Origin of the sequence: Opitutus sp. (assembly GCA_024998815.1) — a bacterium.
In the GTDB taxonomy this organism is placed as follows: Bacteria; Verrucomicrobiota; Verrucomicrobiia; order Opitutales; family Opitutaceae; genus Rariglobus.
The window spans coordinates 748366-760504 of the sequence record JACEUQ010000003.1 but is presented as its reverse complement, the minus strand read 5'-3'; the positions used below and the strand labels follow the sequence as shown (position 1 = coordinate 760504).

Sequence of the window (12139 nt, the reverse complement as noted above, 5' to 3'; positions counted from 1 at the left end):
TTTTGGAAAAAGAATTAAAACAACAACCGTAGTCCCGCCACCGCACTCAGGCCAAGCGCGAGGTTTTCAAACACACGCTGATTGATCTTGGGCAACAGCAGCCGCCCGAGCCACGCGCCCAGCAACACGGCCGGCGCCAGCAGCAAATTGAAGCTGAAACTGTCCAGCGTGATGAGCCCCAGATTCACCATGAACGGGACTTTAAAGAGATTTAGCAGAAGAAAAAACACCGCGCTAGTGCCCACGAATTCCAGTTTCGGCAGGCGCATCGCCAGCAGGTAAATCGCCATGAGCGGTCCGGCGGCGTTGGCCACCAGCGTGGTGAACCCCGCCAGCACTCCCAGACTCGGCGCGAACCACGCGCCCAACTCGGGCAATTCACCCGGCTTGGCCCGCGCACGCCGCCAAAGTTGCAACGTCACCATCCCCACGATGATCACGCCGATCGACACCCGCGCCTCGCGGTCGCCCATGCGCCCCAGCGCAAAATACCCCGCCACCACGCCTGCCACCGTCCAGGGTAACAGCCGCCAAATATGCGCCCACTGCGCGTGCGCCCGGTAAGCCAGCACGGCGATCAGGTCGCCGCAGATGAGCAAGGGTAGGACCACGCCGCTGGCCTGCTTAGCGGGGATAAAGCTGGTGAAAATCACCGCCACCACCATGCCCAGCCCGCCGATCCCGGTTTTTGAAAGCCCGACGAGGAGCGCACCGGCCAACGCCAGCGCCCATTGCCACGGATCGAGGTTCACGCGCCCTCCTTGGTAAACACGCCGCCGGCCACCCGAAACACTTCCCATTCGCCCAACTCCGCGTCGGGCAAACTCGTGCCGGTGGCGAGCACCTGCCGCGACTCGCCCAAGGTCGCCCAAAACCGCCGCCGCCGCGCCGGGTCCAGTTCGCCAAGCACATCGTCGGCCAGCAGCAACGGCTCCACCCCGGCGCGCACGCGGAAATAACTCACCTGCGCCAACCGCAGCGCCAGCACCAGGCTGCGCTGCTGCCCCTCCGAGCCGAAGTCGCGCGCAAGCCGGTCATCCAACAAAAAGTGAAAATCATCGCGGTGCGGCCCGGCCACGGTGGTGCGGAACTGCAGGTCGCGTCCCCTGCCCCGCTCAAAAACCCCCAGCCATGCGGTTGCGTTTTCGGCGGTGATATCGGGGGCATGGCGCAACCCAGCGCGTTCGGCGCCGTCGGCGATTTGCGCATAGGCGGTGGTCACATGCCCGGCCAATTCGGCGATGCCAGCGGTGCGCTTGGCCTGAACCTCGGCGGCGGCCAACGCCAACGGCTTTTCAAAGGCGCTCAGTTCGCCCCCGCCCGCACCGCGTTTGAGCAACGCATTCCGTTCGGCCAGCGCCTTGTGGTAGGCCTGCAAGGCGCGCAGGTAGGCCGGATCCATGGCCGCCAGCGTAAAATCGAGCCACCGCCGCCGCAGCCCCGGCGCGCCACGCACCCACTGCTGATCTTGCGACGAAAACACCACGGTGGGAAACCGCCCCAGGTAGTCGCCCAGGCGCGTCACCTTTTCGCCGTCGCACCAGACCTCTTTGCCGCCGGCACGCAGTTTGATGACCAGTTTCGAAACGCCGAAACGCTCATGTTCAAACTCGCAAGCCAGCGCCGCCTCCGGCTGGCCGTGGGCGATGAGCAGGCGCGTGTCGGTGGTGCGAAACGAGCGCAACGCACTCACAAATCCGGCCGCCTCCAGCAGGTTGGTTTTGCCCTGGCCGTTGGTGCCCACGAAAAACTGCTGCCGCCCGGCAAACGTGAGTTCGGCGAAAGGGACATTGCGGAAGTGCTGCAGGGTAATCCGGCGAAGGCGCATGAAAACCGCATTAGGCCGGCAAGTCGCCGCCACCGGAATCAAATTCCACGCAAAAGCGGCTGCGCGGGGCGGAAGTAGTGCGGTGCTTCAGCCCGCATGACCGAGCCTCCAAACCATTGGCCACAAAAAACACCAAATGACATAAAAACCGCCCCACTCGCGTGAGTTAAAAAACGGGAGATTGAGCCGCAAAAATGCGCAGGAGTCGCAAAAAGAGGATTACGCAATCGATCGCGATCTCTGCGGGTTGTTCAGTGTCCATGAGTGCCCATCAGTGGTTAACGGTTTGAGGCGCTTGCCCCAAAAACGGAGATGAGCACCCTGCCTGCGTTCAGGTGCACCGCAAGCAGCACTTCATGCAGAAGCGCCAAAACTTTTCCCCATCCGCATCCGTTTAAATTTTAACACGTTAGGACTCGACTGGGGTGTTTCCCGTTGAGGCATCGGGAAACACCCTCATGTCCTTAATCGAGAAATGCGCTAAAGTGACCGAGTCGCATGGACTGCACTCTGCATAAGAGGAGGCTCCCTGAGGTAAAAAACCAAAGCCACGATTTAGTAAAAACTCCTACAGACACCTCTTCACCATGAATTTAGGAGCCAACCCAAACCTGCCATGCGGAGCAAAACGACTGGCGAACGACGCGGTTTGTGTCTTGGCCATAACCGAGACATTGAATGGATCCGGCGAGACCCTCGGAATGCTTCAACACGCCATTCGTAATCCGCGCACCACGATTCCTGAGGTCGCTCACATTATGAGTAGTCACCGGGAGCTCTCGACGCAGATTGTTACGTTCGCCAACACGGTTTTCCCCATCAGGACCAGCAACATCTGCAAAACCATTGAGGAGGCCTTACGGTTGGTGGGACTGCGGGAAATCACCCGACTTATCGCCGCAGCCACTACGGAGGACGTGATCGAGTCTAATCTTGGCGCCTAACTGCCGCATTCCCAACTCCATGAAGGTCGACCTCAATTGCCTTAAAGCGGCCTCCGCAAGACTGCCTTCATCCGCCAAACTTATCGACGCGCTTTACCGGGCTATAAATAAACCCGATGTAGATATGGAGTTGGTCGTGCGCTTGGCCTCAATGGATGTCGCTATAACGAGTCGCCTCTTACGCATGGCCAACAGCGCCTGCTACTCGCGAAACGAGGCGGTCACCAGCCTCGACCAGGCGCTCGCTTGGCTGGGCGCGTTTCAGGCCTATCGGGTCGCCTGCATCACCGTATCCGCTCAACTCTGCGAGCAAAGTCTCCCCATTTACCGAATCTCCGCGGATCGCCTCCAGGCCAACACCATTGCGATGGCGGTTGGCATGGAGATCATCACCTCCGCCGCTGGACTGGATCACAAGGCGGGCTACACCATCGGCTTATTACACAATTTAGGACGTATTGTGATCCAGCGTGTTGCACTGCAAATGGAGATTCCGGCCGGTGCCGCCGATTTGCCGGATATCCAGGCGGTCGTTAACTGGGAGCGGCAAACCTTTGGACTCAGCCACACCGAAATCGGCGGCTCCGTGCTCGCCCTGTGGGGGATGAATCCATTGCTGGTGGAGGTAATAAACCATCAACACGATCTAGCACCATTAGCTGACCCTGCGATTAATCGGTGGTGCGCTCTTTTGCGCATCACAGGGACCTTGGTGGCCAGCACTGAATTTGGGCTTGGCGTTACCAGTGACGCATGGCCCACCTCCGAAGCGGATTTCACGCAGGCCGGTATTTCTAAAGTAGATATACTTCAATTGAGCGAGGATATCACTGAGGCAACCAAGAGTATCTGCGAGCAAAGCGGTGTGGTTATAGCTACCGAAGGATCGAAATCACTTTAGCGCGCTTTAACTCAGTTCGCCGATAGTTTCGGTGGGTAAACAAGCTCACGCTCAAGGCCACACGCTTCGCGAGTAAACTCCACGTGGCCTTGAGCGTGAGCTCAGGGTGTTTATCTCAAGGTAGTCGCGCCCCGAGGAATCGCTCTCGTTAAGCTCATCTCGAACACGAATTGGTTTGGCCGGGGCAACCCCACCGTCGCCCGCCTACGCCGCACCCGTTTCACCCCAACACTCCAAGGGTGTAAGTTGAGCAACGCCCCGACTGTTGTGCTACGCGGTTTCCACGGTTGACCGCCCTGTTCGCCCACCTAGGTTAACTCCAGTATTCCCTCCGTGTTTGCCCAATCCGCCCATTCCATGATGATCCGCCGGCTCTGTACGCTCGCCACCCTTGCCGCCCTCACCCCGCTTGCCGTATTGGCACAACCACTTGCACCGCAAATGGCTCCAGTACACACCGACAACCTCTCCCAACGCTTCGCCAACGGCGTTGTCGCGGTCGCCGAGGACAAGGTGATCACCGTCGACGACCTGCGCCGCGAAATCGGCCCGCGCGTGCCCGCCCTGCAGCGCTCCGCTCGCAACGAGAAGGAGTTCAACGAAAAGCTCGAATCCCTTCAGGACGAAATCATCCAGGAGATGATCGACCGCATCCTCATCGTGAAGGACTTCAAGAAGGACGATAAGCGCAAGGTCCCGGCCAGTTACATTAACAACGCCATCGCCGAGGAGCAGATCCGCCGTTTCGAGAGCGACCGGACCAAGTTCCTCGCCTACCTGCGCAACACCGGCATGACCTACCGCGACTACCGCAGGAAGGTCGAAGACGACATGATCTACGACTACATGCGCAGCCAGCAGCGCAAGAGCAGCAACATTGTCAGCCCCGCCCGCGTCGAGTCCTTCTACAACGAAAACAAGGACCGCTTTCAGCAAGAGGACCAGGTTCACATGCGCCTGCTCTCACTGACCCGCCAGACGGGCGAAACCGACGAAACCCTGCTCGCCCGCGCGCAAAAAATCGTCGACCGCTTCAAGGCCGGCGAGAAGTTCGAGGACCTGGCCCGCGAGCTCAGCCAAGACGCCAAACGCACCAAGGGCGGCGACTGGGGTTGGCAGCCCCGCGCCGACCTCAAGGCCGAGTTCAGCAAGCCCCTCTTTGAGTTAACCAAAGGGCAGGCCACCGACCCGATTCTCGCCCCCGAGGCCGTTTACCTGCTGTACGTGGAAGACCGCAAATTTGCCGGCTTGCAGCCCCTGGCTGAAGTGCGCGAGCAGATCGAGCGCATCCTTGGTAATCAAATTGCGCGTGAATCCGAAGCCCGCTGGCTGGAGCGCCTGCGCCGCAACGCGTACGTTAAAATCTACTGAGCGGGAGACCGCCAAAAAAGCGCCGGCACGCCGAACACCTCGGCGTGCCGGCGCTTTTTTTGCGGTTGCGACAGACTTGTGCCGGAGCGGGCGGGCAGCAGGCGAACCGGTGTTCGCCTTAATAGCCGGCGTGCAAGCGCGAGAACAGGGGGCGGGCGCTCGCTTCGGCAGGGTGTGGACTACCCCGCCAGATCGGCGAGCAGCGACTCAACCACCGCTTCCTCGTGCACCGAGTTGCCGTTTTGCTTCATCACCTCGGCCAACTCCGGACACCACGGGCTGGTTAACCCTTCGCGCGTCGCCAGCTTTTTCCCCTTGGGCGCGGACAGGTAATCCGCCGGGCTCATCCGCCAGGGCAGCGCACCGGGCTCGGCCAGCACGCGGCGGGCAATCGTCAGCCCGCCCAAATCGAAATCGCCATGGTAACGTAGCCGGGCACCGGCGGCGGCGAGTTGGCGCAGCAGGACCTTTGCCGGGGTGGCAAACTGCCCGTTCACGCACACCAACGGCGCACACCGCACTCCCAGCCGGCGCACCGCCAGCGCCACGATGGTCGGGTTTTCGCACACAAAAACCGTCCGCCCTGCCAACCCCGGATCACCCGCCAGCGGCCAGACTAGGAGGTGACGCAACGAGAGGTGGAGCGGTTCGCCATCCCGACGCGCCGTCGCCAGCAGGCGGGTCAAGGGGGTGTCGGCTTGCGCGGGCAAATTAAACACCAACACCGGCGTGCTGAGCTCGTCACAAAGCACGCCCACCGAGGCCCAGGCGGTGCGGCGACCTTCGGCATCGTCGTCCAACTCCACGCCTCCCAGACGAGCGGCGAGGCGCAGGGCCAGCGTGGCGCGGGGCGTGCCGGGATCGAGGGCGTGCGCATCACCAAAAAGTCGCGCAGCCAGTGTCGCCAGCGGCTCGGCGTGCACGGGCAGCGCGGTGGCGAGGCGGGCAAGCTCGTCAACTAACGAGGCGGCACACGCTGGTTGATCGTCGCAGAGGCGTTTGAGCAGTCCGCTGGCGGCGAGTTCACCCAGCCAGTTTTGCAAGGGCGGCCAGGCGGCGAAACGAGCGGTGGCGGTGCCCAACACCGCGGTCCACACCGCTTGGTGGCGCTCGGCCAGGGCGCGGCGATCGTCCACCGGGCCGCGCAGGGCGTGCACCGCCGTGGTAAGATCGGCGCAAATGCCAGCGTCGTGGAGCACCTCGACGAGTTCGCCGAGGTCGATCCCGAGCGAAGCGCCCGGGCGGCTCACGCGGCCGAGCAGGGCGTCGAAGGCGGTGCGTTCGCTCGCCGTGGCATCAACGAGGGTGAGGCGGCCCTCCAGCGGACGGCCCAATTCGAGCCGGCGCTGGAGCGCATCCACCAACCGACCCAACTCGGGTTGGCCGAGGGTGCTGCGCAACCGGGGTAGATCAACCGGCGTAGGCGCGGGCTTGGGCAAATTCGTGGGCGCGGGCTTGGGCGAATTCGTAGGCGTGGGCGACGGGGCAGACATGACGGTTAACCGAGAGGAAGTTCCGGCGGAGCTTCCTCGTTGTCGGCGGGCGCGCCGGTTGGCCCGTGGGCGGTGCCGTCGTCGTCAGCGTTGGAGGTGGCCGCCGCCACCTGCGCGCCGTCACTCGATGCAAGACTGATTGGTGGCGCGGCGGGCGAAAGCGGAAGGTCGCGTTGTTTCTTTTCGCGTCCGTTCCACAGCCAGCGGGTGGCGGCAACCGCGTCGAGGCCGGGCAGCGTGGTGAGGTGGTAAATGGCCAGCGCGGGCACGGTGGCATAGCAGCCCCACTCGAGTTCGCTGGTCATGACGATATCGAGGTCGAATTGGGTGAGTACGCCGAGGCACTGGGCGCGCATCGTCGGGTCGATGCCGGCGAAGGCCTCGTCGAGCATGACCAGGCGGGGCGCGGTGGGCGCGGCTCCACGGTAATGCGCGGCAGCGGCGGCAAAGCGCGGCAGGGTGAGCGCGAGGGCCTTTTCGCCGCCGGAGCCCGTGCCATAGGTGGTTTTATCGAGGCGGCGCCAGTGGCCTTCTTGCTGGCGCTCGATCACGAAGCGGTGCCAGCGTCGGTAATCGAGGGCGCGGGCCAGATGGTCGCGCCAGGAGCCGGATTCATCGGCCGTCTGCTCGGCGGCGATTCGCCCTTGCAGGAAGCCGGCCAGCGCAGTGCGTTCGGACGGCGTCCACAGTTCGCCTTTACGTAGGAGAATCGGCCGGACTTCGTGGAAACGGCTCTCGGTGTCGGATTCCCATTGAAAGCGAAAACGCACGCCGGTGCTGGTGGGTCGGGAGGCGAGTTCGGCATTGGCGTCGGTGCGCCAGGCGTCGGCCGCGCGGATGAGTTTTTGCAACTCCACGGCTGCCTCCGCCAACAGGTGGTTTTCAATGATCTCCCGCTCGCGGGCTTGGAGGAGGCGATCGCGCTCGGCCAGCTCGGCGGAGAAGGCGGCGTGCAGCTCGGTCATGGTGTGGGGTTTTCCCTGAAACAAACAGCGCACCAGAATAATGTCTTCGACTTGGTGGGTTTCGGGCTGGTGGCCGTGCGTGACGAGCTGGTCGCGCAGTTCTTGGATATGGCTGTGGATGCGGTCTTGCCGCTGTTGCCAAGCGGTGTCGTCGGCGGGCGTGTCGGCGAGGCGGGTTTCGATCTGGCGGGCAATGTCGACCGCCTCGGCCACACTCCACTCGCCTGCTTCAATGGCGCGGAAAGCGGGGTCGGCCTCGGCGAACAGACGCTGAGCGGCGAGTCCTTGGAGGTGGGCGATGGCGGTGCGGCGAAAGACCTCTTGGTCGGCGCGTTTTTGCTCGGCGGTGGACTTGTTTTCCTCGGCCCGAGACTGCTCGGCGGTCTGGGTGCGCTGCTGGCTTTCGTTGGCGTGGATCTCGTTCTTGAGGCGCACCACTTCGGCGCGGGCAGCGCGGTGCTTTTCCAAAATCTCGGCGACGCTGGCACCATGGGTCTCCTGCAAGGTAAGGAAGCGCTGGCGGGCGGCTTCGGCGAGGGCGGCGGTCTGCTCGCGGCGGGAGCGGCGGGTGTGGGCCTCGGCTCCGGCGGTGGCGGTCTGTTCACGCAACGCGGCCAGCTGTGCTTCAAGGGTCGCGGCGTGGCGCAGCGTGGGCCAGAGGCCGGCGAGGGCTTTGTCGTAGGCCTGGGTCAAGCCGACGAGCTCGTCGAGGCGGCCAAGCCAGGCGGCGAGATGCAGGTCGGCCGCATCGCGGTGGAGGGCCGCTTGGGTATTTTCCCACTCGATGCGCCGGGCGGAGGCGAGCTGGGCGGCGCGCTCAGCAGCATAAAGTGAATTTGCCACGGACTGAGCGGCGGTTTCCAGTTCGTAGCCGGCCCGCAGCAGCGGTTCCTCGGAGGGCGCGGCGGTAAACTCGGCGGCGGCCGCTGCCTGGTCGGCGACCAGTGCTTCGATGGCCTCGCGGGCTTGGTCCAGGTGGGCAGTTAACTCAAGCTGACGGCCGCGCAGCGTATCTATTTGACGGCGACGCGCGGCGGCACGGGTGCTCGCGCCCAGGTAATCGGCCTCGGGCTTGGTCCAGCGTCCGGAGAGCGGGCCGAGTTGCCAACGGCCATCGGGGGCGACCCAGTGCGGACCTTGGCCGGGGGCACCGCCGAGGTTGGCAAGCAAACCGGCCAGAGTCGCCGGGGTGAGCTGACCGGCGGCGGCGTCCTCGGTGTCGATGGCGGGCACGAGCAGTTGCCCGAGGTGGCGGGCCGGGCCGGTGGCGTCGCTGGCGGCATGGACGAGGTAGGTGTCTTCGTCGGCGGCGAGCAGGCGGCCGTCGGGCAGCACCCAGGCATCGAGCAGCCCGGAGGCTTGGAGCGCGGCTTCAAGCCCGGCGCGCTCGGTGAGCGGCAAAGCGGGATGGAAATCGCAAACCCGCCAGAGCGGTGCGCCGGGACGTCCGGTGCGTTCGGCGCGGCGCGTGGACGGCGGCGGGGGCGGCGGAGTGTCGCCGTTTTCTAGGCGGTCGATTTCAGCGGCGATCTGGGCAAGCTCGGCGGTGAGTTCGGCGGCGGTACGGGCAACGGTGACCTGACGGGCGGCGAGGAGCGCGGTGGTCGCGGTGCTGGCGGCATCCGCCGCACGCAGGAGCGGGCCGGGCCCCTCGCGGGTTTCAACCCAGTCAGCAAAGGTGTCGGCCAGGGTCTCGCCGTGCGGGGGTTGGAGGTGGCGAAGTGCGGCGCGCCAGCTGGAGTAGGACGCGAATAGGGCGGCGGCACGGGCATCAAGGGTTTCGCGGGCGGAGTGCTCGGCCTCGCGGGCGGCAGTGGCGTGTTCCTGGGCGCGGCGCAGCTCGGCGTCGGCGAGGTGGAGCTGGGCCAGCGACTGAGCGGCGGATTTTTCCTGGACGCGAAGAATACCGAGGGCGCGTTCGCGTTGGGCGAGGACGCGGTGGAGTTGCTTCTCGGCGGTGGCGGCGGTGGAAGGCAGGGATGCGGCATCGGTCTCGGCGGCGCGGCCGAGGTGGAGGCGGTTGGGCTCGGCGAGGTCGGCGGCAGCAGCGGCGCTGGCGGTGGCGTGCAGGCTGGCGGCAAGGTTTTCGTTAAAACCGGCGGCGGCTTCCTCGGCCTGGAGTTGACGCGAGCGGGCTAGTTGCTCGGCGCTGGCGGCACGAACTTCGTCGCCACTGGCAACCCCGAGCGCGTCGGCCTCCTTAGCGGCGGCTTCGCTGGCCAGGCGAATTTCGTCGGCGGTGCGCATCTCGGGGCTTTCGGCTAAGGTGCGCTCGGCGGTCTCGGCGCCGGCCTGTTGGGTGTCGAGTTCGGCACGCAGACGGCTGAGGCTGGCGAGCTCGGCACTGGCGGCTTCGAGCCGAGCGGCGGCGTCCTTGGCGGCGCGTTGGGCGCTTTCGTAGCCAGACTGAGTGGTCCGCACCTGGGCGGCCCGGCGGCGCACCGCAATGCGGACGTAGGTGGCGTAGTCCTGAAGGAAAACGCCGACGGCGGCGCGGGCCTCGGTGAAGGCGCGCAGGGTGTCCTTGTCGGCCTGGAGGCTGCGGAAGGATTCGGCGACCTCCTCGATGATGGTGCCGGAAAGTGTGGGCAGGGCGTCGCTGAGGGCGTTGGGCAGCTCGTTTTCGTCGAGTTTGCGCGTGAGCTGGGGGCGGCGCAGGCGCAGCAGCAGTTCGATGAGCGCGCCATAGCGGGGGCCGAGGCCGAAGAGGGTGTCGTTGACGGCCGCGCGGTAGTCCTTGGCTTCTTTGAAAACGCGGCCGTGGTCGCCGATTGCCTCGGTGAGGCGGTCGCGGCCGAGCGGGGTGCGTTGCGCCGTCTGCAAAAACAGGTCGCGACCGATGCGCTGGGTGGTGATGAAAAACCAGCGGCTGTGCAGGCCGGTGTGGCCGGCGACGGCGCGCAGGCCGCAGCCCAGGGTCAGGGTGTGTGCGGTGCCGTCGGCGTCGCGGCGGCCGAACTCGATCCAGGTGTAGCCGGTGCGCTCGGGGTATTTGCCCATGAGCAGGTTCCACTCGATGCGTTTGGCGGCGTCGCCGTCGGGCTCGACGCGGGCGGGCGAGACCTCGCCGTCGAGTAGGAAGGGGAGCTGCAGGGCGAGGATGCGGGACTTGCCACTGCCGTTGTTGCCACGCAACAGCAGGCGGCCCTCCGCGTAATGAAACTCCTCGTAGTCGTAGCGGTAGAGGTTGAGCACGCCGCTGCGCAGCGGTTGCCAACGATCGGTTCGCGCCGGTGCGGGCAGCGGGGAGGAGTCAGCGATGGCGGGGACGGCGGAAGGGGCGGCGGCGGGCATGGTTAAAAGTTAAGTTCGGCGGTGTCGTCGGTTGCCGGGGCGTTTTCGGCGGAGGCGCGCAGGGCGAAACGGCCCAGCGCGGGCAGCGGGCGCAGGCTGTCCCCTACCCGTTCGATCAGGGCGAGGCCGGCGAGGCGATTGAGTACGAGCTCGCACAGAGGGCCCTCGGCCCCGCGTTGGGCGACCTCTTTGCGCCAGTGGTGCCGGTGCTGGCGGATGAGGCGGGCGGTTTTCTGGCGAAGCGTTTCGGTGGTGAGCGCAGTGGTATCCCCGGCGCGGAGACGATCGGCGAGCCAAGTGGCCAAGAGCAACGTGAGGTGGCCCTCGGTGCCTTCCTCGGGAAGGCCGGCATCGGAGCAATCGCCATCGAGATCGACCAGGGCCAGGCCCTCGGCGCGAACCTCGGCGTGCAGGCCGGTGGCCTCGGTGAGCGGACCGAGCAAAAAGGGGCGCTGGCGGTCGAGGTAGGCGCGGGCCTCTTCGTCGAGGCCCGCGTAATACAGCACCGGATCGTCGAGCAGCCGGGCGGCGAGGCCGGTGCGCAGGGCGCGGTTGCGCGCGTCGGGGGTGTCGGGGCGGGGCTGGTCGAGAAGGGCGACAAGACGTTCGTCGAAGCCTTCGTCGGCGACCAACGAGGGACTGCGGCGGACGGCCAGCAGGAGCGCGAGGACGGGACGGTTGATGTTGTAGAGGGCGTCGGAACTGCGGTCGCGCAGCAGTTGTTCCTCGTCACCCTGGATACGGCGCAGAACCCCGAGCGCGACCAGCAGCCGCAGAGTGTGCACGAAATCGCGGCGGCCGGCGGGCTCGTCGAGCGACCAGAGCACGCCGTGAGCGGCGAAGGCCGGGTCGGCGGCGAGCGCGAGGGCGATGTTTTCGGCGAGTCGGCCGAGGGTGGTCTGGCGGTCGCCGCGTTCGAGCACGGACACGGCCAGGCAGAAGAGGAGGTAACGAATGCGGTTAAACGGCTCCTCGCTGCGCGGGTCGAGAGCCGGGCGGGTGGCGTCGGTGGTGGTGGCTGGCAACTTACGCAACCGGGCGGCTTCGGCGGTGACGACCAGCGACCAATCGACGTGGTGGGCAAACCAATCGGCGAGCCATTTGCGATGGCGGCGCACCAAGGTGAACGCCTCGGCGGTGGGGCCGTCGGGGATGAGCAACGGGCGTTGCAACAGGGCGCGCAGTGCGGTGCGGCGCTCCTCAGCTTCGAGCGGTTCGGACTCCTCTCGCAACCGAGCCAGCCGGGCACGGCGGGCGGTGCGTCGCGAGGGGCCTGGCAACGCCGCTGGAGCCGTGGCCGGGACAGCGGACGGTGGGCTAAACCCAGCCGGTGGCGCGGGCGG

8 protein-coding genes are annotated in these 12139 nt (G+C 65.5%); 3 read left to right on the top strand and 5 right to left on the bottom strand.

All coding sequences use genetic code 11. The annotated features are described in order from the left end of the window. Positions 1-14: 14 nt before the first annotated feature. The gene (locus tag H2170_18205) at positions 15-752 is read right to left on the bottom strand and encodes a sulfite exporter TauE/SafE family protein (protein MCS6302008.1); all 738 of its coding nucleotides are present in this window, start codon (positions 750-752) and stop codon (positions 15-17) included. After that, a complete protein-coding gene (locus H2170_18200) occupies positions 749-1828 on the bottom strand; it encodes a DNA replication/repair protein RecF (GenBank protein MCS6302007.1) in 1080 nt (359 codons plus the stop codon). Before H2170_18200 ends, H2170_18205 begins: the two co-directional genes overlap by 4 nt. 701 nt (positions 1829-2529) lie before the next feature. Between H2170_18200 and H2170_18195 the strand changes: the two genes are divergently transcribed. The 3 genes from H2170_18195 (at position 2530) to H2170_18185 (ending at position 5044) form a co-directional block, all read left to right on the top strand. After that, positions 2530-2772, top strand: a complete 243-nt coding sequence (locus H2170_18195) for an HDOD domain-containing protein (protein MCS6302006.1) — start codon at positions 2530-2532, stop codon at positions 2770-2772. A gap of 19 nt (positions 2773-2791) precedes the next feature. Continuing rightward, on the top strand, positions 2792-3673 hold the full coding sequence (locus H2170_18190; GenBank protein MCS6302005.1) for an HDOD domain-containing protein: 882 nt from the start codon (positions 2792-2794) through the stop codon (positions 3671-3673). A 357-nt stretch (positions 3674-4030) separates the two neighbouring features. After that, positions 4031-5044, top strand: a complete 1014-nt coding sequence (locus H2170_18185; GenBank protein MCS6302004.1) for a peptidyl-prolyl cis-trans isomerase — start codon at positions 4031-4033, stop codon at positions 5042-5044. A 179-nt stretch (positions 5045-5223) separates the two neighbouring features. On the opposite strand, the gene H2170_18180 is transcribed toward H2170_18185, so the two are convergent. Genes H2170_18180 through H2170_18170 form a run of 3 tightly spaced genes read right to left on the bottom strand, consistent with a single transcriptional unit; the run spans position 5224 to position 12037 of the window. Next, a complete protein-coding gene (locus H2170_18180) occupies positions 5224-6537 on the bottom strand; it encodes a TIGR02679 family protein (protein MCS6302003.1) in 1314 nt (437 codons plus the stop codon). Between the two features lie 5 nt (positions 6538-6542). Beyond that, positions 6543-10796 carry a TIGR02680 family protein gene (locus H2170_18175; protein MCS6302002.1) on the bottom strand — a complete coding sequence of 1418 codons (4254 nt, stop codon included), beginning with the start codon at positions 10794-10796 and terminating at the stop codon, positions 6543-6545. A 2-nt stretch (positions 10797-10798) separates the two neighbouring features. Further along, complete coding sequence (locus H2170_18170) at positions 10799-12037, bottom strand: TIGR02678 family protein (protein ID MCS6302001.1); 1239 nt, start codon at positions 12035-12037, stop codon at positions 10799-10801. Between the last annotated feature and the right edge of the window lie 102 nt (positions 12038-12139).